General features: G+C 69.5%; 25 protein-coding genes. 13 read left to right on the top strand and 12 right to left on the bottom strand.

The window, feature by feature from the left end:
- Positions 1-13 precede the first annotated feature (13 nt).
- A complete protein-coding gene (locus IEY73_RS07170) occupies positions 14-499 on the top strand; it encodes a GNAT family N-acetyltransferase (protein ID WP_189078277.1) in 486 nt (161 codons plus the stop codon).
- Positions 500-543: 44 nt separating this feature from the next.
- On the opposite strand, the gene IEY73_RS07165 is transcribed toward IEY73_RS07170, so the two are convergent.
- Both IEY73_RS07165 and IEY73_RS07160 read right to left on the bottom strand, forming a co-directional pair.
- Entirely contained in the window at positions 544-1,275 is a 732-nt protein-coding gene (locus IEY73_RS07165; protein WP_189078276.1) for a hypothetical protein, read from the bottom strand.
- Positions 1,276-1,416: 141 nt separating this feature from the next.
- The gene (locus IEY73_RS07160; protein ID WP_189078275.1) at positions 1,417-2,202 is read right to left on the bottom strand and encodes a DUF899 domain-containing protein; all 786 of its coding nucleotides are present in this window, start codon (positions 2,200-2,202) and stop codon (positions 1,417-1,419) included.
- Between the two features lie 134 nt (positions 2,203-2,336).
- Here IEY73_RS07160 and IEY73_RS07155 point away from each other — a divergent pair, with 134 nt between their 5' ends.
- Complete coding sequence (locus IEY73_RS07155) at positions 2,337-4,103, top strand: family 43 glycosylhydrolase (RefSeq protein ID WP_189078274.1); 1,767 nt, start codon at positions 2,337-2,339, stop codon at positions 4,101-4,103.
- A 52-nt stretch (positions 4,104-4,155) separates the two neighbouring features.
- On the opposite strand, the gene IEY73_RS07150 is transcribed toward IEY73_RS07155, so the two are convergent.
- A complete protein-coding gene (locus IEY73_RS07150; RefSeq protein ID WP_189078273.1) occupies positions 4,156-4,665 on the bottom strand; it encodes a GNAT family N-acetyltransferase in 510 nt (169 codons plus the stop codon).
- Between the two features lie 146 nt (positions 4,666-4,811).
- Here IEY73_RS07150 and IEY73_RS07145 point away from each other — a divergent pair, with 146 nt between their 5' ends.
- Genes IEY73_RS07145 through IEY73_RS07135 form a run of 3 tightly spaced genes read left to right on the top strand, consistent with a single transcriptional unit; the run spans position 4,812 to position 6,189 of the window.
- The gene (locus IEY73_RS07145) at positions 4,812-5,159 is read left to right on the top strand and encodes an ArsR/SmtB family transcription factor (RefSeq protein WP_189078272.1); all 348 of its coding nucleotides are present in this window, start codon (positions 4,812-4,814) and stop codon (positions 5,157-5,159) included.
- Positions 5,156-5,596, top strand: coding sequence for an SRPBCC family protein (locus tag IEY73_RS07140; protein ID WP_189078271.1), 441 nt, complete (start codon positions 5,156-5,158; stop codon positions 5,594-5,596). The genes IEY73_RS07145 and IEY73_RS07140 overlap by 4 nt, the downstream gene beginning before the upstream one ends.
- Complete coding sequence (locus tag IEY73_RS07135) at positions 5,593-6,189, top strand: maleylpyruvate isomerase family mycothiol-dependent enzyme (protein ID WP_189078270.1); 597 nt, start codon at positions 5,593-5,595, stop codon at positions 6,187-6,189. The genes IEY73_RS07140 and IEY73_RS07135 overlap by 4 nt, the downstream gene beginning before the upstream one ends.
- A 21-nt stretch (positions 6,190-6,210) precedes the next feature.
- Here IEY73_RS07135 and IEY73_RS07130 read toward each other — a convergent pair whose 3' ends face one another.
- From IEY73_RS07130 to IEY73_RS07105, 6 genes are all read right to left on the bottom strand, one after another.
- On the bottom strand, positions 6,211-7,338 hold the full coding sequence (locus IEY73_RS07130; RefSeq protein ID WP_189078269.1) for a 5-methyltetrahydropteroyltriglutamate--homocysteine S-methyltransferase: 1,128 nt from the start codon (positions 7,336-7,338) through the stop codon (positions 6,211-6,213).
- An 89-nt stretch (positions 7,339-7,427) separates the two neighbouring features.
- Positions 7,428-8,252, bottom strand: coding sequence for a carbohydrate ABC transporter permease (locus IEY73_RS07125; protein ID WP_189078268.1), 825 nt, complete (start codon positions 8,250-8,252; stop codon positions 7,428-7,430).
- A complete protein-coding gene (locus IEY73_RS07120; RefSeq protein WP_229715640.1) occupies positions 8,242-9,183 on the bottom strand; it encodes a carbohydrate ABC transporter permease in 942 nt (313 codons plus the stop codon). Before IEY73_RS07120 ends, IEY73_RS07125 begins: the two co-directional genes overlap by 11 nt.
- Complete coding sequence (locus IEY73_RS07115; protein WP_189078267.1) at positions 9,180-10,409, bottom strand: ABC transporter substrate-binding protein; 1,230 nt, start codon at positions 10,407-10,409, stop codon at positions 9,180-9,182. The genes IEY73_RS07120 and IEY73_RS07115 overlap by 4 nt, the downstream gene beginning before the upstream one ends.
- Positions 10,410-10,420: 11 nt before the next feature.
- The gene (locus IEY73_RS07110) at positions 10,421-12,022 is read right to left on the bottom strand and encodes an FAD-dependent oxidoreductase (protein ID WP_189078266.1); all 1,602 of its coding nucleotides are present in this window, start codon (positions 12,020-12,022) and stop codon (positions 10,421-10,423) included.
- Entirely contained in the window at positions 12,015-13,046 is a 1,032-nt protein-coding gene (locus tag IEY73_RS07105) for a LacI family DNA-binding transcriptional regulator (RefSeq protein ID WP_189078265.1), read from the bottom strand. Before IEY73_RS07105 ends, IEY73_RS07110 begins: the two co-directional genes overlap by 8 nt.
- A gap of 525 nt (positions 13,047-13,571) precedes the next feature.
- On the opposite strand from IEY73_RS07105, the gene IEY73_RS07100 reads away from it, so the two are divergent.
- From IEY73_RS07100 to IEY73_RS07080, 5 genes are read left to right on the top strand one after another with little or no spacing between them, the layout of a single operon-like run.
- Positions 13,572-14,606: an NAD-dependent epimerase/dehydratase family protein gene (locus IEY73_RS07100; RefSeq protein ID WP_189078264.1), complete on the top strand. Its 1,035-nt coding sequence runs from the start codon at positions 13,572-13,574 to the stop codon at positions 14,604-14,606.
- Positions 14,603-16,450, top strand: a complete 1,848-nt coding sequence (locus IEY73_RS07095) for a glycosyltransferase family 2 protein (RefSeq protein ID WP_189078263.1) — start codon at positions 14,603-14,605, stop codon at positions 16,448-16,450. The genes IEY73_RS07100 and IEY73_RS07095 overlap by 4 nt, the downstream gene beginning before the upstream one ends.
- A 17-nt stretch (positions 16,451-16,467) precedes the next feature.
- Positions 16,468-17,484 (top strand): UDP-glucose 4-epimerase GalE, encoded by a 1,017-nt coding sequence (galE, locus tag IEY73_RS07090; protein ID WP_229715639.1) that lies wholly within the window; start codon positions 16,468-16,470, stop codon positions 17,482-17,484.
- A gap of 20 nt (positions 17,485-17,504) precedes the next feature.
- Entirely contained in the window at positions 17,505-18,818 is a 1,314-nt protein-coding gene (locus IEY73_RS07085) for a UDP-glucose dehydrogenase family protein (protein WP_229715654.1), read from the top strand.
- Positions 18,782-19,636: a glycoside hydrolase family protein gene (locus IEY73_RS07080; protein ID WP_189078261.1), complete on the top strand. Its 855-nt coding sequence runs from the start codon at positions 18,782-18,784 to the stop codon at positions 19,634-19,636. The genes IEY73_RS07085 and IEY73_RS07080 overlap by 37 nt, the downstream gene beginning before the upstream one ends.
- 24 nt (positions 19,637-19,660) lie before the next feature.
- Here the strand turns inward: IEY73_RS07080 and IEY73_RS07075 are convergent, their stop codons facing one another.
- Positions 19,661-20,503 (bottom strand): LLM class flavin-dependent oxidoreductase, encoded by an 843-nt coding sequence (locus IEY73_RS07075; protein ID WP_229715638.1) that lies wholly within the window; start codon positions 20,501-20,503, stop codon positions 19,661-19,663.
- Positions 20,504-20,682: 179 nt separating this feature from the next.
- On the opposite strand from IEY73_RS07075, the gene IEY73_RS07070 reads away from it, so the two are divergent.
- Complete coding sequence (locus IEY73_RS07070) at positions 20,683-21,285, top strand: TetR/AcrR family transcriptional regulator (RefSeq protein WP_189078259.1); 603 nt, start codon at positions 20,683-20,685, stop codon at positions 21,283-21,285.
- Positions 21,282-21,647, top strand: a complete 366-nt coding sequence (locus IEY73_RS07065) for an antibiotic biosynthesis monooxygenase family protein (protein ID WP_189078258.1) — start codon at positions 21,282-21,284, stop codon at positions 21,645-21,647. Before IEY73_RS07070 ends, IEY73_RS07065 begins: the two co-directional genes overlap by 4 nt.
- Here the strand turns inward: IEY73_RS07065 and IEY73_RS07060 are convergent.
- A complete protein-coding gene (locus IEY73_RS07060; protein WP_229715637.1) occupies positions 21,638-21,796 on the bottom strand; it encodes a hypothetical protein in 159 nt (52 codons plus the stop codon). The two genes, IEY73_RS07065 and IEY73_RS07060, sit on opposite strands and share 10 nt — an antisense overlap.
- A 59-nt stretch (positions 21,797-21,855) precedes the next feature.
- Here IEY73_RS07060 and IEY73_RS07055 point away from each other — a divergent pair, with 59 nt between their 5' ends.
- On the top strand, positions 21,856-22,557 hold the full coding sequence (locus IEY73_RS07055; RefSeq protein WP_229715653.1) for a sulfotransferase-like domain-containing protein: 702 nt from the start codon (positions 21,856-21,858) through the stop codon (positions 22,555-22,557).
- Positions 22,558-22,564: 7 nt separating this feature from the next.
- Here the strand turns inward: IEY73_RS07055 and IEY73_RS07050 are convergent, their stop codons facing one another.
- Positions 22,565-23,488, bottom strand: a complete 924-nt coding sequence (locus IEY73_RS07050) for an aminotransferase class IV (protein WP_189078256.1) — start codon at positions 23,486-23,488, stop codon at positions 22,565-22,567.
- Positions 23,489-23,515 lie beyond the last annotated feature (27 nt).

The following is a 23,515-nucleotide window of genomic DNA, read 5'->3' as shown; positions in this document are numbered from 1 at the left end:
GAATACTGGCTGCATGATCACTTCGGGGGAACCGGCGGCGCTGCGGATCGAGCTCGACGATCTCCGCCGCCAGGAGGTTCAGGGCTTGGTCGCCGAGCATCTCACCGACATGCACGCGACCTCACCGGCGGAGAGTGTGCATGCCCTCGGGCTGGCGGAGCTTCGCGCCGCCGAGGTGTCGTTCTGGACCGTGTGGGAGGGCGCGAGTCTGCTCGGCTGCGGCGCCCTCAAGCACCTCGGCCCGTCCGCGGGAGAGATCAAGGCGATGCGGACCCGGGCCGAGGCACGCGGTCGCGGCGTGGCCGCGCACATGCTCGCGTTCCTGCTCGGCGAGTCCCGCCGTCGCGGATATCACTCGGTGAGCCTGGAGACCGGCGCGCATGACTTCTTCGCGCCGGCCCGGAGGTTGTACGCCCGGCACGGATTCGACCCGTGCCCGCCGTTCGCCGACTACCGGCCAGACCCGAACAGTGTCTACATGAGGCTCGCCCTCGCCTGAGTAACAGTGACGATGTGAAGGCTTCCGGGGCCTCCCCGCCATCGTCAGGCGGTGAAGCGCACCTTCCGCCGACGCAGCACCAGCAGTACCGTGCCCGCGACGACGGCCAGCAGGCCGAGACCCACGAGGCCGGTGGCGGCCGGACCGGTCAACGGCAGTCCGCCGTCGCCTCCCCCGGTGCCGCCCGGCGCGGTCGAGGACTGCGCCTCGGCCGACGCGGACGGCTGCGCGCCGGTCGAGGTCGACGGTTGCGCGTCGCCGGACGCCGACGGGTCCGGGTCGGCCGTGCCGGACGGGTCAGCCGTGCCGGACGGGTCCGGGTCCGCCGTGCCGGACGGGTCAGCCGTGCCGGACGGGTCAGCCGTGCCGGACGGGTCAGGGTCCGCCGTGGACGATGGTGAGGTCGACGGCTCCGGGCTGGGACACGTCGCCGGACGCTGCCAGACGTGCGTACGGGTGAAGAGCTGGACGTACTGGTGCGGCCGCTTCTCGAACGAGGCGACGAGGTTGAGGCTGAGCCCACCGTCCACAAGGGAAACAAAGATGAACTGCGAGGCACCGGGTGCCAGGTTGTAGGTCTCGGGCTCGGCACCGCCGGTGATCTCGAAGTGAATCGTCCGCTTCCGGGACGTGCTTTCGAGGTGGATGGCGACCGTGTCGCAATTGTCGAGGAACGACACGTTCGCGCTGTTGGGTACGGCAGCGGCGGGTGAAGACGCCATGGCCACCAGACCGAAAGTCACAGCGGTCGCGGCAAGCAGGGCGCGTATGCGCATTGAACGACTCCTCCGTGTAGCGCCCGCATTTCCATGATCGTCATCCGGGCCGAGGGGACCATAGTGGTACCGCGTCCGGCTCGATCAGCCGGGGTTTCCCGCAGTGCCGTGGCACTCTCCCCGCCGTCGATCGGTCGCGGGTCAGAGGTCGTACTCGTCGGGAAGACGCATGCCGGGTCCGCCGACCTGGAGGCCCAGCGGCGTCGCGCGCCCGCTCGGCTGCTCCCACTCCTCTTGGCGGCCGAGGACGGTGAGGTCGAGGTAGGGGTAACCGTTGTGGAAGTCCTCGATCCCGCGCCCGAACGTCGAGTACGTGTGGAAGACGTCATCGCCGATGCGCAGGAAAGCGCTGATGCCGGGCATCTCCTCGCCCCGCATGGCCTCGGTCCACGGTCCGTCGGTCCAGGGCGTGCCCTTCTCCTGCCGGAGTTCGTCCTCGGTGCGGAAATGCAGCAAGACCGGAGCCACCCGATCGTCCAGGGTGGCGTGGAAGTCGTAGTTGAAGTCGCTGCCGAACGACGAAACCCACGGGAACGTCCACCCCATGCGCTCCCGGAAGGCCGCGAGCTTCGGGTACGGCGCCCGCGACACCGCGACGAGCGTGGTGTTGCGTGCGTGCAACTGGCGCAGCCGTCCGATGCCGTCGGCGGCGGAGGCGCAACTCGGACAGCCGCCGTCCCAGTCGGGGCCGAACATGAAATGGTGCATCACCAATTGCGGCCGGCCGTCGAACAACTCCGGCAGGCTGGCCGGACCGTTCGGACCCTCGAACCGGTAGGGCTTGTCGACGCGGACCATCGGCAGGCGGCGGCGCTCGGCGTTGACCCGGTCCCGGGCACGCGTGACCTCCTTCTCCTTTGCCAGCAGTTCCTTGCGGGCGGCAAGCCATTCCGCACGCGACACCACCTTCGGCAGATCGCCGATCATCATCGCGCTCCTCCCGTAGCCGATCTTTCGCCGCGAGCGCGACGATCTCTACTCCTCCGATGGACGACAACGGTCCGCCAGTCCCGGCCGAACGGCTGCTGGCGCGACCGCCACATATCGAAGACTATGCGTGCATGGCCGTCGCCGTGGGACGCTTCTTCGCCGTACTGCTGCCGCTCTGCGCCTCGTTGGCCGGGACACCGGCGAGACCGGCCGCTGCCGTGCCGGAACCGGTGACGGCCGGCGCCTCCGCCGGGCGGATCGCCGACGACCCGATCGCGCACGACCCCACCCTCATCCGGCAGGGGCGCTATTACTACAGCTTCATCACCGGCGACGCCGGCACGCGTACGTATCTGCCGATGCGCCGCTCGACCGACCTGCTGCACTGGAGCGACCTCGGGCCGGTCTTCGCGACCGCGCCCGGCTGGGTCACCGAGCAGCTCGGCACCACGCCGGCGGACTTCTGGGCACCGGACATCGACTTCTTCGCGGGCACCTACCACCTGTATTACGCGGCCTCGTCGTTCGGCACCAACAACTCGGTGATCGGATTGGCCACCAATACGACGCTCGACCCGTCCAACCCCGCCTACCGCTGGGAGGACCGCGGCATGGTGTTGCGGTCGAGCCCGCCGGACGACTTCAACGCCATCGACCCCGAGCTGATCTTCGACGGCGACGGCCAGCCGTGGCTGGCGTTCGGATCGTTCTGGGACGGGATCAAGATGCGCCGCCTCGACCGCGCAACGGGAATGTTGTCGAGCGACGACACCACGCTCCACTCGCTCGCCTCCCGCGGCGGCGCGTCGATCGAAGGCGCGTCGATCACCCGGCACGGCCGCTACTACTTCCTCTTCGTGAGCCTGGATTTCTGCTGCCGCGGCGTCGACAGCGACTACCGTGTCGTCGTCGGACGCGCCACGAGCGTGACCGGGCCGTACGTGGACCGCGCCGGGGTGCCGATGCTCAACGGCGGCGGCACCGAACTGCTCCGCGGCTACAACGAGTTCCGCGGAACCGGCGGCGGCGACGTCTTCGGCCGCTGGTTCGCCCACCATTACTACGACCTGTACGACGACGGCCTGCCCAAGCTCTCCGTCCGGCCGATCACGTGGCCGGGTGGGTGGCCGGCCCTGGGCGACCCGCTGTCCGGCAGTCGCGCCATCGGCCACGGTCCGGCGTACGCGACACTGGTGAGCCGTCTCGATGGCAGCGTGATCGCCAACCCGACCTGCGGGTACGAGGGCGCCGACATCCGTCTCGCCGCACCGTCGCGCGGCGACCCGTGCCAGCAGTGGCGCCTGGATGAGCGCGGTGGCGGCTGGGTGAGCCTGGGCAACCGTTTCAGCAACAAGGTCGCCGAGGTCGCAGCCTGTGTCAACGCCGAGGGTGCACGGGTGGCGCAGTGGGGCTGGCTGGCCAACGACTGCCAGCGTTTCCGGCTGGTGACGGCGCGGGACGGCTGGTCGACGATCCGCAGCCAACTGTCGGGCCGGGTGCTGCAAGGCGCGGAGTGCGGCGGCGCCGGTTCGCCGGTGCAGACGGCGACCGCGACCGGCGAAGCATGCCAGCAGTTCCGGCTGCAACCGCTCGGCGACGTGCTGATCGCCGACACCGCGGGCAGGCTCGCGCTCGACGGGTGCGCACGCCCGGTCGCATACCGGCGATACCACCCGGGCCGCTGCCAACGGTGGCGCTTCGAGCACCTGACGGACGGCTACTACCGGGTGGTCAACGCGGCGACCGGCCGGCCGTTGTCGGTACCCGCAAGCGGCGGCCCGGTCCTGGGCGGTCACGGAGCCGCGGCACGCTGGCGCATCGAGGCGTCCCCGGACGGTGGCTACCGTCTGGTCGCCGGCGCTGGTTACGAACTGCCCGCACTGCTGGACACACCGTGATGGCCCTGCGCCACCGCCTCACCTGAGCGGATCTTCCCGCGGGACGCGACGGCTACAGCCGCAGGGTCCAGGTCTGCCCGACGAGGTCGTGGCCGAAGCTGTGGTGGGGCTCCTCCGCGGTGAGGATGAACCCGGCTGCCTGATAGATCCGGCGCGCGGAGACCAGGACGTCGTTGGTCCACAGCACGACCCGCCGGTAGCCGGCCTTGCGGGCGAAGGCGAGACATTCCTCGACCAGGCGGGTGCCGACGCCGCGACCGCGCGCGTCCGGGGTGACCAGCAGGATGCGCAACTTGGCCGCTTCCGGATCATCGCCGCGGACCAGGAAGACGCATCCGATCCGTTCGCCGTCGGCCTCGGCGATCCAGGCCGCTTCGGCGGAGGGGTCGTGGTCGGCGGCGTAGTCGGCGACGATCCTCGCGACAAGCGCCTCGAAGTCGGTGTTCCAGCCGAACTGCCGATCGTAGAGCTCGCCGTGGGCCATCACCGTCCAGCCGAGGTCTCCGGGGCGGTCGGCGGCGCGCACGGTGACGTCGTCGTCTCGCCGGTCTTGATGCGCCATGGGACTCCTTCCACTGAAACGGTCGTTTCAGTGATTCGTACGGTACGCCAGCGGTCCGGCAGGCGGCAATTTCCGGGGCGACCGGTTGATGGTCCCGTCGCATTCTCCAGTTGACACTTTATAAAGCAGATGCTTGAGTACGGAGCATGGGAGCCACCACCACGGATCAGCAACTCGACGCCCTGTTCACCGCACTCAGCGATCGCACCCGGCGAGACATCGTCGCCCGGCTGACCATCGGCGACGCAACGGTCAAGGAGCTGGCCGAGCCGTACGCGATGAGCATGCAGGCCGTCTCGCAGCACATCCGGGTCCTTGAGCGGTCCGGCCTGATCAGCCGGGGACGGCACCGGCAGACACGGCCGTGCCGGCTGGAGCCCGCGGCACTGGAATCCGCCGCCTCCTGGGTGGAGGAGAGCCGGCGCACCTGGTCCGAGCGCATGGACCGGCTGGACAGTCACCTCGCCCGCGTGCAGAAGCGCGCAGACCGGTGAGCGACGACGAGCTGGTCTATCGGCGGGTCTTTCGCGCGCCGCGCGAGCTGGTGTGGCAGTGTCTCACCGAGCCGGCCGAACTCGCGCACTTCTGGGGTCCGCGCGGCATAGCCACCCCCGTGGACGGCATCATCGTCGAGCTCCACCCCGGGGGCCGCTTCGAAACCCTGATGGTCGGCGAGCACGGCAGCCATCGGATGGTCGCCACGTTCACCGAGGTCGTCGCGCCCGAACGGCTCGCCTGGGTCGAGCCGTCGAGTGGGCTGCACACCACCAGCACGCTCGACGACCTGGGCGACGGCACGACCGCGGTCGTCATCCGTCAACGTCACGTGCCCGAGGCGATGCGCGCGCCGCAGGCTCGCGCCGGTTTCCGCACCTCCCTCGACAAGCTCGCGGAACACCTGGAGAACCGAATGCAAGGAGACCGATCATGAATGATCCGCAGTCCTGGGTGGCACACACCTACGATCGGCTCGCCGATCTCCTCACCACCGCGCCCACCGAGACCTGGGGCGCGCCTTCCCTCTGCGACGAATGGTCCGTACGTCACGTGGTCGCGCACGTGACGATGCCGGTGCGGCTGACCCCCGAACGGTTCCGGGCGGAGATGGCTGCGGCCGGCGGCGACTTCACCACGCTCTCGAACACCGTGGCCGCACGCGACGCCTCATTGCCGGTCGCCGATCTCCTCGGCCAGCTCCGCTCGCCGTCGCTGCACGCGTGGCAGCCGCCAGGCGGCGGCGCGGCAGGGGCGCTGAGCCATGCGGTCATCCACTCCCTGGACGTGACGATCGCCCTCGACCGGGGCGCCGTGGCGCCCCCGGAGGCGATCCGCGCCCTCCTGGACCGGCTCACCGCGGCCGGCGGCACGGTGTTCGGGATCGATCTGAGCGACGTCCGGCTGGAGGCCATCGACCTGGACTGGAGCTGGGGAGACGGGCAGGCCGTGAAGGCCGACGGCGGCTCCCTCGTGGCACTCCTGGCCGGACGCACGCTGCGGGACGGCCGAGCGCTCCCCCACCGCTGACACGCTGCGGCGCGGTGTCCGCTACCGGTCGCCCCACACCTCGGCCGCGGTCTCCACGATCAGGCTCAGCTTGGCGACTTCCTCGTCGTACGACAGCACGTTGCCCTCCACTGTGGAGGAGAAGCCGCACTGCGGGGACAGGCACAACTGTTCCAACGGCACGTATCTGCTGGCTTCGTCGATGCGCCGCTTCAACGCGTCCTTGGATTCCAGCCTGCCGTTCTTCGTCGTGACCAGGCCAAGGACGACCATCTTTCCCGGCGGGACGAAGCGCAGCGGGGCGAAACCTCCCGAGCGGTCGTCGTCGAACTCCAGGAAGAACCCGTCGACCGCGAGCTCGCTGAACAGCGCCTCGGCGACGAAGTCGTATCCGCCCGAGGCGGCCCAGGAGGACCGGAAGTTGCCCCGGCACATGTGCGTGGTGACGGCAAGCCCGGCGGGCCGGTCCGCGATGGCGGCGTTGATCTGCCGGATGTAGCGCAGGTGCTGATGATCGGCGTCATCCCCGCGCTCGGTGAGCAGCCGACGCTGCTCGGGATCGTTCAGGTAGGCCAGGCTGGTGTCGTCGAGCTGCAGATAGCGGCATCCGAGGCCGGCGACCCGGCGCACCTGCTCGGCGTACGCCGCGCTCAGGTCGGACCAGAACTGCTCCTCGTCGGGATAGACCTCGGGGTCGATCGCCGCTCGGCCGCCGCGATAGTGGACCATGCTCGGCGACGGGATGGTGAGCTTGGCCGTCACGCCCGGCTGGACGGTGTCGGCGAGGAAGGTGAAGTCATCGCCGAAGATGGTCTCGCGCAGTCGCACCGGCTCGTCGACGGCGAGCGCGGCCGACTCGAAGTCGAGCTCGCCGTCCGCGTTGCGGAAGTGCACCTGGATCTTCTCGTCGGTACTGCGGATGCCGCCGAGCTGGTAGATGAAGTCCATGTGCCAGGACGTTCGCCGGAACTCGCCGTCGGTGGCCGAACGAAGGCCGACGTCGTGCTGCATCCGGACGACGTCGCGGATCGCGTCGTCCTCGACGGCCCTCAGCTCCTCGACGTCGATCTCGCCGGTAGCGCGGCGGGTCCGGGCGTCGAGCAGTCGAGCGGGGCGCAGCAGACTGCCGACGTGATCTGCCCGGAACGGTGGGGTATCGCGAAGTGTCATCGCTGTTGTTCCCTTCGTGACGGGTCCGTCCGCAGCATACTGCTCGATGTCCGCTTCGGCTCGGCGAGCTCGACACGGCAGGTGAGACGTCAGCCCTTCAGTCCGGTCTGCGCAAGACCCTCGATGAAGTGGCGCTGCGCCAGCACGAAGACGATGAGCACCGGGATCGCGGTCATCGACGCCGCCGACAACTGCACGTTCCACAGTGGTCCCTGATAGGCGTCGGTGAACTGGGTCAGCGCCTGGGGAAGGGTGAACTTCGTCTTGGTGGACAGGAAGACGATCGGCTCCAGATAGAGGTTCCAGCTATGCAAGAAGGTGAAGATGGCCACCGCGCCGAGCGCCGGGCGGGCCAACGGCAGCGCGACCCGCCGGAAGGTGCCCGCCCGGCCCAGGCCGTCCAGCCGGGCCGCCTCCTCCAATTCGCCCGGCAACGTGATGAAGAACTGCCGCATGATGAACGTGGCCAGCACACTCGGCGCTCCGAAGATCGGCACCAGGATCAACGGCCAGTGGGTGTCGATCAGCCCCGCCGCGTTGAACATGCGGAACAGCGGAACGATCGTGACCTCACTGGGGATCAGCAGCCCGGTGAGCACGACCACGAAGAGGATGTTCTGCCCTCGGAACCGGATGCGGGCGAAGGCATACCCGGCCATCGACGCGACGACCATGGTGCCGGCGGTGACGAGCAGCGCGATGTAGAGGCTGTTGGCGTACTGCCGGGCGAACGGCTGCAAGGTGAACACGTCGTGCCAGGGTTGCAGGGAGAGGTGCCGCGGCCACAGCCGCGCCGAGAAGATGTCCGCGTTCGGTTTGAACGAACTCGTCACCATCCACCAGGTCGGGAAGACGAAGGGCACGCAGAGCACGCTGAGCGCCGCGTAGACGAGGATTTTCGCCCTACGACTCATGGAACACCCACCTCCGGCGCATGCGCCATTGCAGAACGGTCAGGGCGAGGACGATCGCGAACAGCAGCATCGACAGGGTGGCCCCATATCCGAAGGCGTGGAACTGGAACGCCTGCTGGTACAGGTAGTAGACGAGCACCGTGGTGGACGTGCCCGGCCCGCCCTCGGTCAGCACCGCGATCTGCGCGAACACCTGCAGCGAGCCGACGACCGTGATGATCGAGGTGAGCAGGACGGTCGGGCTGATCAGCGGCAGGGTGATCCGCCGGAAGACGGTCCAGGCCGAGGCGCCGTCGGTGCGCGCTGCCTCGTACAGTTCCCGTGGCACTCCCTGCAGCGCAGCCAGGAACAGCACCATGTTGAGGCCGACGTTCTTGAACGTCTGCACGACGATCACCGCCGCCATCGCCGTGCCGCCGGAGCGCAACCAGTTCGGCCCGGTGACGCCGACGGCGGCCAGCAGGTCGTTGATCCCGCCGTTGTTCTGCAGCATGAACCGCCACACGATCGTCCAGGCGACAAGCGACACCACGACCGGGGAGAAGAACAGCACGCGGAAGACCGTGGTACCGCGCAGGCGCTGGTTGAGAAGGACCGCCAGCAGCAGCGCCAGGCTGAGGTTGACGACCACCAGGCCGGCCGAGAACAGCGCGCTGGCGCGCAACACCCCACCGATCTTCGGGTCCTGTGCCAGCGCCCGATAGTTCTGCGCCCCGACGAAGGTGAAGGAGTCGGCGAGCACGTTCCACTCGTGCAGGCTGTACCAGCCGACGAGTAGCAGCGGCACGAGCACGAACACCACGGTCCCGGCGAGCTGCGGGGCGATGAAGAGCCATCCGGTCAGCTCGTCCCGGCGCCGGGTGGTCCAGAAGCGGTCCCGCGGCGGTGGTGTCGTCGCCGGGGCGTCCACCCGGCTGATGGTGGTGATCACTTGGTCAGCAGCGGTTGGATGGCGGTGCAGACGCCGGTCAGGACGGCTGGCACATCGGCTCCGGGCTTCCACATCGGGTCGAGCGCGGAACGGACGGCCTGCACGATCTCGGCGCTGTTGCGGTGGCTGGGCTTGACCACCCCGGAGGAGATGCCGTCGATGACGACGTCCTTCAGGTTCTCCGGCTTCAGCAACGGGTTGCTTTCGGCGAGCGTCTCGGGCGTTAGCTGCGGGGTACGCGGCGGCGGGAAGTACGCGGCGAGCTTGGCGGAGTTGGCATCGTTGGTGAAGAACCTCAGGAAGTCCTTGGCCTCATCGACGTGCTCGCCCTTCTTGAGCACCCCGATACCGGCCTGGCCGAACACCGCGTACGTGCCCCGGGGACCGCTCGGCAGCCGAACGAGCGTCCAGTCGAACGGGGCGTCTTCCAGCAACGAGGCACGGGAGATCTGGGTGATGGTCATGGCGGCGTCCCCGGCGAAGAAGTCGGCGGCCACGCCCGGTCCCGGGATCGCCTTGTCGTCGAAGATCGCCTGGTGGATGAAGGTCATCGCGTCGACCATCGGTTGCTTGTCGAAGCCGCACGTCTTGCCGTCCGCGCTCCACGCCTGAGCGCCCCAGGCGTCGAAGATGGGGGCGAGGTTCGTCCAGTCCTTGTAGTCGAAGTCCCGCGGCACCAGTCCCTGCTTGCCGGAGGAGACCGCCGCCTTCTTCGCCGCGCCGATGGCCGCGTCCCAGGTCCAGTCGTCGCCGGTGGGCAGGTCCGGCACCAGGTCGGTGTTCACGAACACCCCGAACGGCGAGGTGGAGAACGGATAGGCCAGCAGCTTGCCGTCCTGCTTCCACAACGCGGTCGTGGTCGGGGCGATCTCGGACGGATTCTCCACGGCGTCGTCCAACGGCACCAGCGCACCGGAGGACACGAAGTCCGGGGCGGCGCTCTCCAGGATCCACGCAAGGTCGGGGGTGTTGCCGCCGGCGATCTGCGTGGTGACCGCGGTGGTGTAGTTCTCCACCGGCAGCGCGTCGAAGGTGACAGTCACGTTCGGATGCGCGCCGTGGTACGCCGCGGCGATGTCGGTGAAGAGCTTGACGTGCGCCTCGTTCGCTGACCAGGTGGTCATCCGCAGCGTGACGGCGCCACCGTCGGCGGAGGAGGATCCGTCGCCGCAGGCGGCCAGGGATCCGAGAAGCACCATGGCCGCGGCGATATTCATCACTCTCATGGGATCAGTCCTTAGTAGCCGGAGACATCGGGCCAGTGCACCTCGATGCCTTCGGCACCAAGGCGGTCCTGAAAGTCGGTGAGCAGGTGGGGGATGTTGCGCACGGCGCGCGGGTTGGTGCCGCGCGTCAAGCAGAAGTCCGCGAGCAGGCCGGCGACCTCGCCGACGTTCCATTCGACCGGATGCAGCCGATGCGAACCGTTGGTGATGTGCGTGGTGCCGATGTTCTTGCCGGCCGGCAGCAGGTTCTCCATCCGTTGCGGGATCAGCGCGCCCAGCGGGACCTCGAACGGACAGGAGCTGACGTCGATGTAGTTGTCCCCGCCGGTCGACGGGTGCAGATCGATCCGGTACATGCCGACCCCGATCGAGTCGGCGTGCGAGACGGCACCCTTGTCTCCGCGTACGGCCAGGGAAAGGTCCTGCTCGACGATGGTGTACTCGGCGCGGATCCGGCGCGACTCCCGGATGTACGGCGCCATCGCCAGGCCGTCGGCGCCGCCCGTGACGTCGCCGCGCAGCCGCAGCCCGGGCCAGCCGACGCCGCCGTCCGGACGCGGGGCCTCGGTCTGCAGCCAGTACAGGGCGGCGAAGGACAGCTCGCGGGCCGCGGACTCGACGGCCGCCGGATCCGCCGAACCGATCAGTGGTTCCTCGAAGTAGTCGATCATCGGCCAGTTCACCAGGCAGATGTCGCTCGGATAGAAACCCGGCCGGAAGTTGCGCCGCGCGGCGATCCGGCGGAACGTCCACAGGTTGCCGTCACCCGGATTCGCGCGCTGATCAGCCTCGACCCGCCACGGCTCGTCCTCCGGGTTCGGCGTGAACGCGCGGGTCGTGATCTCCAACGTGCGCGGATTCGGCGTCCGCCAGCCCAGCAGCGGTCCGCCCCAGAAGGACGGTTGGTAGGAGCGCCACCGGTGGTAGCCGGACGGCCGGTCGATGGTGTGGTCACCGTCGACGTGATCGATCGCGAAACACACCGAGAACGCCTGCATGTTCGCCGGATCGGCGGTGTCGGACGCGCTGGGCTCGCCGGTCTGCGCCCGCGATTCCGCCCCTGTGACAAACTCCGCGCCGGTCAGCGGCAGCAAGTCGCCGGTCTCGGTCGCATCGAGCACGTACGACGCGGTCACGGTGATCTCGGCGCCGTCGTCGGCGCGCAGGGTCACCGCGGTCACCCGATCGCCGTCGGTCGCCGCTGACACCGGCACGCATCCGGTCAGCACCCGCAACAGCCCGGAGCTGCGGTACGGTGCGAGCATCTCCTCGATGACCGCCACGGCAACCCGCGGTTCGTGGCACAACCGGCTGACGTGGCCGCCGCCCGGGTTCAGGTGACGGGCCGCGCGCGCCTGCGCCACCAGGGGATAGTGCCTGCGGTAGTAGGCCCGGATCCCGTCCCGCAGCGCCCGGTAACTGGCCGTCACCCCGAACTGCTCGACCCAACTGTGCTCGTCCGGCGGCACGGCCTGGCTCGTCAACTGTCCGCCCAGCCAGGCGTACTGCTCGGTGAGCAGCACCGACCGGCCGGCTCGGAGCGCGCCGAGCGCCGCCGCCACACCGCCCAGCCCGCCGCCCACGACGAGGATCTCGGCGCGCAGCTCAGACATCGGCCGCCGCCAGCGTCGCGCCGTCGACGGCCTCGCACGGCAGCAGTCGCTGCATCGCCGACACGTCGCCCTCCAACAGGCCGGACAGCACCTCGACCGCCTGCCAGCCCATGTCCCGCCGGGGGATGCGGAAGCCCGTGATGTCCAGCTCGGTGGCGGCGGGACGCGTCGGATCGCCCAGGGCCACCAACGACACGTCGTCGGGCACCCGCAACCCCCGGGCGGCGGCGCATTCCGCCAGCGCCACCCCGTCCGCGTACTCCTCGACGAAGGCGCAGGTGCGCCGTTCCTCGACCATCTCGTCGAGGACGCGGGCCGGGCCGCGGTCGGCGATGGTCAGGTGCCGGCCGTCGACGCGCGCCTCGGCTGCCGCGGCGGCGAAGCCGCGCAGGCGGTCGGCGTGCGACTCCGGTCCACCGCCCTGCCCGATGTAGGCGATGCGCCGGTGACCGAGCCGGACGGCACGACGCACCTGGACGGCGGTGGCGGCCGGATAATCGGCGCCGACGTAGGGAACCGGACCGCCCGCGTCGTCGCGCCGGCCGACGCTGACGAACGAAAGCCCCTCGGTCACCAGCCGGGTCAGCTCGGCCGGGTCCAGCCACTGGCCGAGGAGGATGCAGCCGTCGGCCAGGCGGAGCCGGTTGTCATGATGGAAGATGCGGCGCCGCCCGTCCACCACCGGCGCGCTGGTGAGCAGCAGAAGGTCACAGCCGATCCGTTCCGCGCATTCCTCGATGCCGACCAGGAACGGGTGGTAGAAGTTGCCCAGTTCGGCAGGGAACACCGGTTCGTAGGTGAACACGCCGAGGATCCGGTTGTGCCGGGCGGCCAGCCGCCGGGCCACCGGGTCCGCGATATAGCCGGTGCTGCGAATCGCGCTCAGCACCCTCTCCCGGGTCTCCGGAGCGATCCGGACGTCCGCGCCGTCGCGCCCGTTGAGCACCAGCGACACGGTGGCCTGGCTGACGCCGGTCATCCGGGCGATGTCCTGCTGCGTCACGCGTCTGCGCGTGGCCGTCATGGCAGACCTCCCCAACGTTTCACCGCTAATACGCATTAGTTGCGTTGCGATGACATCGTGTCGCCGCGTTCTTCGTCGCGTCAAGAGCGGGAAACCCAAAAGTCCAGCACTAATAGGTATTAGCGCAGGCATCGACGGGGATGGCCGGGAAGCGAGGGCAACGGCCCGGTCGCCGGGGCGCAGGTGCCCGATTCGCGGGGACGTGCCTGACGAGTCGGACCGGGAGGTTCACGATCGACCAGCACGAGGGACCGACAGCAAGATCGGCCCACCCGGACCGCCCGAACCGCAAGATCGACACACCCGGGCGGCGCCACGAAATGCTCTCCGGGCGCACTGACGTAACGTGCCGGAATCGTTCTGCGAGCAGATTCCCAGGATTCTCTGATCCGCCGGCTCTTGCCAATCGGTCCGTGCAGCCGTCCGCGCCGTTCTCATCAAGGAAACAAGGTTAAAAGTTCTTTTCTGGACTTGTGAGAGCGCTCTCCATGGGTCGAGATTGTCTCCTGACATTGTCGACAGTCGATGCAATGCGGCGCGCTTGCATTGCATGACTTCGGTCAGGAGGGTGCTGTGCGGATCGTTGTCAGTGGTGGGGCCGGTTTTCTCGGCTCGCACATCTGTGAGGCGCTGCTCGATCGTGGCGACGAGGTGGTGTGCGTCGACGACTGGTCGACCTCGTCGCCGGACAATGTCGCCGACCTCGTCCGCCGCGGCCTCGACGTCGTGGCGGCGGACGTCAGCGAAGGATTGGACATCGACGGCCACGTGGACGCCGTGGCGCACTTCGCCAGCCCCGCCTCTCCGCCGGACTATCATCGTCGGCCTTTGGCGACACTCGCCGTGGGCAGCCGCGGCACGGAGACCATGCTGCGCCTGGCACAACAGCACTCGGCGCGCTTCGTGCTCGCCTCGACCAGCGAGGTCTATGGCGATCCCCTCGTCCACCCGCAGACCGAAGACTATTGGGGCAACGTCAATCCGATCGGCCCGCGCAGCGTCTATGACGAAGCAAAAAGATACGCCGAAGCGGTGACCGCGGCGTACGCACGCACCTACGGGACCAACGCCGGCATTTTGCGGATCTTCAATACCTACGGACCACGGATGCGGGCGCACGACGGCCGAGTGGTCTCCAGTTTCATCGCGCAAGCTCTCACCGGAGCGCCGCTCACATGCTACGGCGACGGCTCACAGACACGCAGCTTCTGCTACGTGGACGACCTCGTCCGCGGCGTCGTCGCGATGCTGGACAGCTCCGTGCCCGGACCGATCAACCTCGGCAACCCGACCGAGTTCACCGTGGCGGAACTGGCCGAACTGGTGTTGCAGATCACCGGATCGGAATCGATTGTTGAATATCATCCGCTGCCCACGGACGATCCCGTCCGGCGGCGTCCCGACATCCGTCGCGCGACCCAGGCGCTCGACTGGCGGCCACGGATCGATCTGGCCGAGGGGCTGCGCCGGACCATCATGTGGTTCGCCGGGCGTCCGGCGGAGTTGAGCCATGCGGCCCCGGCCCTCGTGGGCGGTCAGCTCGACGGCGCGACGCGATGAGCGAGCTCGCCCCGGTTCGCAGCGATCCCGACGTCGGCGACCGGTCGCGCATCCACGCCGAGCTGATCCGGCGTTCCGCCGGCAACGTCCTGGCGATTCCGCCCGACGGTCCGGTGTTGCGACGGCCCGCGCAGCACCGGCGTGCCCGCCCGGACACGTTCCGGCCCGTGCTGGGTGGACGGGACCGGCTTCTCGTTGCGACGGCCACCGCCGGCTGGGTCGCCTTCCTGGTCGCCTTCTGGATCTGGTGGCTGGCGCCCCAGCATCGTGCGGGCTGGGTCGGCCTCATCGTCAACAGTGCCCTGCTGTTGTATCTCTCGCTGCTCCCCGCCTCATTCCTGATCACCGTCAACCGTCTGCGGCGGGTGAATCCGGCGCTCAAGATGCCTCGGTTGCGCGTCGCGTTCGTGGTGACCCGGGCACCGTCCGAACCGTGGCCGGTAGCCCGCCGCACCCTCGCGGCGATGCTCGGCCAGCGCTACCCGCATCCGTTTGACGTCTGGCTGTGCGACGAACAACCCACCGAGGAGATCCGGGGCTGGTGCGCCGCGAACGGGGTTTCGCTGTCCACCCGGGAGGACGAACCGGGCTACCACCGGCTCGACTGGCCACGCCGGACCCGGTGCAAGGAGGGCAACCTGGCCTGGTTCTACGACACCCGGGGATACGAGAGCTACGACGTCGTCGCCCAGCTCGACTGCGACCACGTGCCCACCCCGACCTATCTGGCCGAGATGGTCCGCCCGTTCGCCGACCCGGCCGTCGGATTCGTCGGCGCACCCAGCGTCTGCGACGCCAACGCGGCCGGTTCCTGGGCCGCGCGCAGCCGCCTCTTCCGGGAAGCGTTCTTTCACGGCGCCTTCCAGGCCGGTCACAACGGCGGTCTCGCGCCGGTCTGCATCGGGTCGCACTACGCGGTCCGCACCGCGGCGCTGGCCGAGATCGGTGGAGTCGGGCCAGAACTCGCCGAGGACTTCTCCACCAGCTTTCTGCTCACCGCGGCCGGGTGGCAGGGCGCCTTCGCGTTGGAGGCCGCGGCCGGCGGCGACGGCCCGCTCACTTTCGCCGCGATGGTCACCCAGGAGTTCCAATGGTCGCGCAGCCTCCAGACGCTGCTCTACGGCATGGTGCCGGGACATCTCAGGCGGCTGCCCTGGCGGCTCCGGGTGCGGTACGCACATGCGCTGTTGCACTACGGATCGCTGGCCGGCGCAACGATCGCCGGGCTGTGTCTGCCACCGACGGCTGCCGTGACCGGGCTCGACTGGGTGCACGTCAACTATCTCGAATTCCTGCTGCGCTGGGGCAGCGTCGCGGTGTGGCCGCTGGCCATCGCCCTGTTGCTGCGCCGCCGTGGTCTCATGCGGCCCGCCACCGCCCCGGTGCTCAGTTGGGAGGCCTGGCTCGGCGCGCTGAGCCGATGGCCGTACGTCGCCTGGGGCGTCACGGCGGCCACTCTCGCCAGGGTGCGGCCCCGAACGATCACCTTCAAGGTGACCCCGAAGAGCCGGGACGGGATGGAACCACTCGCGCCCCGCTTGATCCTGCCGTACGCGGTCATCGTCCTGATGATGAGCGGCGCCGCACTTGCCGGCGAGCGCACCGACCAGGCCGCGGGCTACGTCTTTCTCTGCCTGCTCGCCGGCACGACGTACGCCGTCGTGGCGCTGGCCATCGCCCTGCTGCACGCCCACGAGGTCGCCCGAGCCACAAAAGTCCACTTCGGACATGCGCTGCGCGCGACCGCCGCCCGTCCGCTGATGCTCGGCATCACGGCAACGCTGCCGCTGACGCTGGCTCTCGTGTCGTACCCCGCCTACGCAATCCGCGCCTTTGCCTGGTGACGGAGGAAAGGACAGCCGTGCGAACCGTCCTGGTGACCGGTGGCGCCGGATTCATCGGCAGTCACACGTGTGTCGACCTGCTGGAACACGGCTACGAGACGATCGTGGTCGACAACTACACCAACTCGTCCCCGACGGCTCTCGACCGAGTGCAGAAGATCGCCGGACGACCACTCGTCGGATACGTCGCCGACCTGCGCGACCGGCACGCGATGGATGGCGTCTTCGAGCGGCATCCGATCGACGCGGTCATCCACTTCGCCGCGAAGAAGGCGGTCGGCGAGTCGATGCGTCTCCCGATCGACTACTACGACGTCAACCTGGCCGGCACCACCAGCTTGCTGCGCAGCATGCAGGCCCACGGCGTACGTAAGATCGTCTTTTCGTCGTCGTGCTCCATCTACGGCGACGCGGTCCGGGTGCCGTTGGCCGAGGAGGACGAAGCCCGGCCCACCAATCCCTATGCCCGCTCGAAGTGGATCTGCGAGCAGATCCTGCGTGACGCCTGCGAACGATATCCCGACCTGTCCGCCATCGCGCTGCGCTACTTCAATCCGATCGGGGCGCACCCGTCCGGTCTGCTCGGTGAGGTGCCCACCGGAGTTCCCAACAACGTCGTGCCGTACCTGATGCAGGTGGCCGTCGGCCGGCTGGAACGGCTCAGTGTGTTCGGCGGCGACTACGCCACCGCGGACGGCACCGCGGTGCGGGACTACATCCACGTGCTCGATGTGGTCGCCGGGCACCGCGTCGCGATGGAGCATCTCGACGACGAACGCGGCCTGCGGGTGCTCAACCTGGGCACCGGCGTCGGCACGTCGGTGCTGCAGCTCGTGAACGCACTCAGTGAGGCGTGCGGGCGGGAACTGCCCTACGTGGTCGCCGACCGGCGGCCGGGCGACGTGCCCACGCTGATCGCCGACCCCGGCCGAGCCGAGCGTCTTTGGGGCTGGCGGGCCACCCGCGGCCTCGCCGACATGTGCCACGACGCGTGGCGCTTTCAGCGTCTCAATCCGGCCGGCTACGCGGCCTGAGCAAGGAGAAAACCATGCGGATCACCGTTATCGGGACCGGGTACCTGGGCGCCGTGCACGCCGCCTGCATGGCCGAGATCGGCCACGAGGTGCTGGGCGTCGACGTCGACGAGCTGAAGATCGCCGCGTTGGCCGAGGGCCGGCCACCGTTCTTCGAACCGGGTCTGGCCGACCTGCTGGCCCGAACCCACGCGGGAGGACGGCTGCGCTTCAGCACATCGCTGCGCGAAGCGGCCGAGTTCGGCGAGGTTCACTTCGTCTGCGTCGGCACGCCGCAGCGCAGCGGTTCGTTCGCCGCTGACCTCAGTCACATCGACGCCGTGGTCGACGGGCTCGGTCCGCACCTGAGCGAGCCCTGCCTGGTGGTGGGCAAGTCCACGGTTCCGGTCGGCACCGCGGCCCGGCTGGCCGGCCGCGTCGCGGATCTGGCTCCGGCGGGCGATGCCGCCGAGCTGGCGTGGAATCCAGAATTTCTCCGCGAGGGCACGGCCGTCCGGGACACGCTCGAACCCGACCGGCTGGTCGTCGGCACCGGGTCGGCACGCGCGGACGCCATGCTGCGCGAGGTGTACGCGCCGATGATCGAGGCCGGAACGCCGTACCTGGTCACCGACCTGGCCACCGCGGAACTGGTCAAGGTGGCGGCGAACTCGTTCCTGGCCACGAAGATCTCCTACGTCAATGCGATGGCCGAGATCTGTGAGGCGACCGGCGCAGATGTCACCCGGCTGGCCGAGGCGATCGGCCTGGACGATCGGATCGGCTCGCGCTTCCTGTCCGCCGGTCTCGGGTTCGGCGGCGGATGCCTCCCCAAGGACATCCGCGCGTTTCTGGCCCGCGGCGAAGAGCTCGGCGTCGAACGATCGCTGCGGTTCCTGCGCGAGGTCGACGAGATCAACATGCGCTGCCGGCAGCGGACCGTCGACGCCGCACGCGATCTCGTCGGCGGTTCCTTCCTGGGCAAGCGAATCGCCGTGCTGGGTGCGGCGTTCAAGCCGGACAGCGACGACATTCGGGACTCGCCCGCGCTGAACGTCGCTGCCGTGATCAAGCTGCAGGGCGCGCACATCACCGTGCACGACGAGGAGGCCGTGGACAACGCCCGTGCCGCATTCCCCCACCTGGACTACGCGCTCGAACCTGCCAAGGCATGCGAAGGCGCGGACGCTGTACTGCACCTGACCGAATGGCGGCAGTACCGCGAGCTCGACCCGGCGCGACTCGCGGCGGTGACCCGGACGCCACGCCTGCTGGACGCCCGCAACGCGCTCGACCTTCCGCACTGGCGGAATGCCGGATGGACGGTCCGCGCGCTGGGCCGCCCCGCGGCGTGACCCGCCGACGGCTGCTCGCGGCGGCCGTGGCGGCGACGCTGGCCGGCTGCGGCACGGCGAGGGAGCGCGCCCCGGCATCAGCCGGTCGCAAGCGGGGAATCGGCACCTGGTACTTCGCGGACGTCGACCAGGCGCTCGCACAGATCGACGTCGCTTGGTATTACACATGGTCGGTCGGCCCGGGGCGCATCACCGCCCCGGGCCGGGCCGAGTTCGTGCCGATGGTTTGGGGCGCGGAGGAAACTCAGCCTGCCGCACTCGAGCGAGCCGCCAAGACCGGGCAGACGATCCTCGGCTTCAACGAGCCGGACGTACGCGAGCAAGCCAACCTCCGCGTGGAGGAGGCGCTGGATCTGTGGCCGCGTCTTCAGGCCACCGGCCGCCGGCTGGGCAGTCCGGCGGTCTCCGCCGGAGCGGACACCCCGGGCGGCTGGCTGGACCGATTTCTGGCCGGCACGGCAACCCGCCGCCACCGCGTCGACTTCGTCGCATTGCATTGGTACGGTGCCGACCCGGCCACCGCGACCGCGGAACTCGGCGCGTACCTGGAGGCCGTCCACGACCGCTACCGGCTGCCGATATGGTTGACCGAGTTCGCACTCGCCGACTTCACCGCCGGCGTCGAGGCCGCCTGGTACGCGCCCCGGGCCGACCAGGCAGCCTTCGTCGCGGCGGCGATCCCGATGCTGGAGAGCCTGCCGTACGTCGAGCGGTACGCGTGGTTTGCGCTCTCCGACCGGGACAGCGACTATCGCACCGGCCTGTACGACGAGCGAGGCCGGCTGACCGAGGCGGGAACGGCGTACCGGTCCGCCTGACCCGGTTCCCGCCTGGTCTGAGCGTCAACGCTGACCGGCGACAAGCTCGTCGGCCACCCACCGCGCCACGCCCGCGGGGTACGGCGATGGCAGGCTGAGGACGACATGCTGGAATCCGCCGGCCACCGCCTCGGCGATCGCCTCCCTCGTGACCTTCGGCCGGTCGTACGAGACGGGGAGGTGGATCGATCGGGTGATCGTGCCCGGATCGCGGCCGATGTCGGCGCAGTAGCGATCCAGCAGCGCGCTGCGGCCGATCACGTCGTCGATGTCCCCGCCCGGTATGTTCCACAGGTCGGCGTGCTCGGCGACGACCCGCAGGGTGGCCGAGGAACGCCCACCGATCATGATCGGTGGATGCGGGCGCTGAATCGGTTGGGGATTGCCGAAGGCATCGGTGAGCCGGACGAACTCGCCGTCGAAGTCGAACGGTTCGAGTTCCGTCCACAGTCGACGGATGACGGTGCACGCCTCGGCGAGACTGCCGACCGAGTGCGCGAAGTCGTGATAGGGCAAGCCGTGTGCGGCGTACTCACGCCTCGCCAGCGGATGGCCGGGACGCGAGCCCGCGCCGATGCCGAAGTCGAGCCGTCCGCCGGAGACGATGTCGACGGTTGTGGCGATCTTGGCGAGCATCGCGGGCGGGCGGAAACGGTTGCTCGTCACCAGCAGGCCGAGGCGCAGCCGCCGGGTCTGCGCGGCGAGGGCGGACAGCAGCGTCCATCCCTCGTACGCGGGACCGTTGCGATCGCCGCCGATCGGCATGAGGTGGTCGAACAGCCAGGCGTGCTCGATCTCGTCGATGGCGTCCGCCTCCCGCCAGACTCGCCGGATGTCGGAGTAGTCGACCTGCATGGGAGGGGTCATGATGCCGAAGCTGGGCATGGTGTGTGTCCTTTCCACCGGCGGTGAAGCGCGTACGCGAGCGGGATGGCGTGGTCAGGGAGCGCCGGGTCAGGCATGATGGTTGAGCGGATCGTTGTTCCGTTTTGACGATACGGAACTTTGTTCCGCTTATCAAGCCGAGTGATGGAGGCAACAGCACCGTGCCTGACGACGACGGCGGCGCGCCCGAACGACGCTCCCCACGCAAGCGAGCCGACGCCCGGCGCAACGAGGAGACGCTGCTGCGGGCGGCTGCCGCGGCGTTCGTCGCGTCCGGCGTCGACGCGCCCGTCCGCGACATCGCGGCGAAGGCCGGCGTGGGCGTGGGAACGATCTACCGCCACTTCCCGACGCGCGCCGATCTCGTCGTCGCCGTCTACCGGCACCAGGTCGAGGCGTGCGTCGAAGCGGGTCCGGCGCTCCTGGCGGGCAACGATTCGCCGCATGCCGCCCTGGTCCAGTGGGTCGACCATTTCGTCGATTTCCTCGTCACCAAGCACGGCCTCGCCGAAGCCCTGCGATCCGACGACGCGACGTTCCAGAGCTTGCACACCTACTTCCTGGACCGCCTGGTGCCCGTCTGCGCCGACCTGCTGGACGCGGCGTCAGCAGCGGGCGAGGTCCGCAGCGACGTCGAAGCGCTGGAACTGATGCATGCCGTCGGGAACCTGTGCATCGGCTCCGGCCGGGATTCCCGGTACGACGCTCGCCGCGTCGTCGCGTTGCTCCTGCGCGGGCTCCGGGCGGGCAGGGAGGCAGCATGAGATCGTCCACCGACCCGATAGCCGACACCCCGCAACCGCCGTACGTCGCGGTCATCTTCACCTCCACCCGCACCGAGGGCGACCACGGATATGCGGCGATGGCGGACGCCATGGTGACGCTCGCGGGGAAGCAGCCCGGATTTCTCGGCATCGAAGCCGCGCGGGACGCGCTCGGAATCACCGTGTCCTACTGGACGGATCAGCAGGCGGCCCGGGACTGGAAGCAGGTGTCCGCGCATCTGGTCGCGCAGCGACGCGGACGCGAGGCGTGGTATCGGGACTATCGCGTGCGCGTGGCCACCGTCGAACGCGAATACGGGATGCACGACGGCACCGGGCCGCGTCCGGCGGGTCAGCGATAGACCATGTCGACGCTGAGAAACGCGCCCAGCTCGTGGTCCGCGCGGAACATCTCGTGGTCGCGCCGCACCCGGTCGGCCGCTTCCCCGGCGGCGCGTGCGCGTGCGCGTGCGCCAGGGTGCGCCCGCAGATGGCGGCGTACTTCTTCCACTCGCCCTTCGACAGGTCGTCGAGGTCCGGGCGGGGTCCTGGTGTGACCATGGGCGGGTGATGCGACGAGTGGCGATGTGGTCCGGGCCGCGCAACATCTCCACCGCGATGATGCGCAGCTTCGGGTCGCGTGCTGACACGGTGGTGGTCGACGAGCCGCTGTATGCGCACTACCTTGCCGTCACCGGGCTGGACCACCCCGGCCGCGACGCGGTGCTCGCCGGCCAGCCGCACCGGTGGCAGGACGTGGCCGCGGCGCTCACCGGCCCGGTCCCCGGCGACGCCACGGTGTTCTATCAGAAACACATGGCCCACCACCTGCTGCCCGGTGTCGGCCGTTCCTGGCTGGGCGCGCTCACCCATGCCTACCTCATCCGCGACCCGGAACACGTCGTCTCGTCGTACGCGCGAGTGCGCGGCGAACCGGAGATGGCCGATCTGGGCTATCCGCAGCAGGCCGAGATCTTTCGCCGGTACGGCGGACCGGTGATCGACGCCGCGGACGTGCTGCGCGACCCGGCGAGAGTGTTGCGGCGGCTGTGCGACGCGCTCGGCATCGGCTTCGATCCGGCGATGCTGTCCTGGCCGCCCGGCCCCCGGGACACCGACGGGGTGTGGGCGCCGCACTGGTACGCCGCGGTCAACGAGTCCACCGGCTTCGCCGCGTACGATCCGGCGCCGGCCGACGTGCCCGCCCGGCTCCGGCCGCTCGTCGCCGCCGCCCGGCCGTACTACGAAGGGTTGTCGGCCCACCGCCTGTGACGCGGGCTCACCGGCCGCCCGGGTCCGGCGGGTCCACCAGCCGGGTGCCGTGCGTGCGGGCATGCTCCCGGTACAGTTCGGCCAGGCGCAGGGTCAGCGGGCCCGGCCGCCCCGCGCCGATGGTCCGCCCGTCGATCGTGGTGACGCCGGCGATCTCCCCCATGGTGCCGGTGCAGAACACCTCGTCCGCGGTGTACATCTCGGTGAGCGACACGTCGCGCACCCGCACCGGGACGGAGTCACCGTCCGCGAGGTCCAGCACGGTCCGCCGGGTGATGCCCTCCGGGCACGCGTACGTGCAAGGCGTCACCAGCACGCCCGCGACCACCGCGAACAAGTGGGTGGCGTTGGTCTCCGCGACGAATCCGCGCTGGTCGAGCATCAGGGCGTCGTCGGCACCCGCCGCGTTCGCCTCGATCTTGGCGAGGATCGAGTTGAGCAGGTTCGCGTGGTGGATCCGGGGATCGAGCACATCCGGGCCGGGCCGCCGGACGCTCGCCGTGGCCAGCCGCAACCCTCCGGTGTCGTAGACCGGGGCCTTGTGCTCGGCCAGCACGATCAGCGTGGGACCGGACGCGTTGAGTCGCGGGTCCATGCCACTGGTGATCTTCACGCCGCGGGTCAGCGTCAGCCGGATGTGCACGCCGTCGAACATCCGGTTCGCCCGCAGGGTGGCGGCCACCGCCTCGGTGATCTGCCGGTCCCCGGGGATCTGGGCGAAGTTCAGGGCGGTGGCCGACCGGCGCAACCGGGCCAGGTGCTCGTCGAGGCCGAACACCGCGCCCGCGTACAGCCGCAGGCCCTCCCAGACCGCATCGCCACCCTGCACCACCGCATCGAACGGCGAGAGCCCCGGCTCGCTGCGGTGCCGCAGCGTCCCGTCCACCCAGTAGTGGATGTCCGCGTTGCGCTCGTCGTAGGTCTGCAGCATCGGCTCGCCTCCCGGTCACCTGCACGC

The sequence above is a fragment of the Mangrovihabitans endophyticus genome (assembly GCF_014646155.1).
In the GTDB taxonomy this organism is placed as follows: domain Bacteria; phylum Actinomycetota; class Actinomycetes; order Mycobacteriales; family Micromonosporaceae; genus Actinoplanes; species Actinoplanes endophyticus.
The sequence above is the reverse complement of the archived record's forward strand: the minus strand, read 5'-3'. Positions and strand labels throughout refer to the sequence as shown.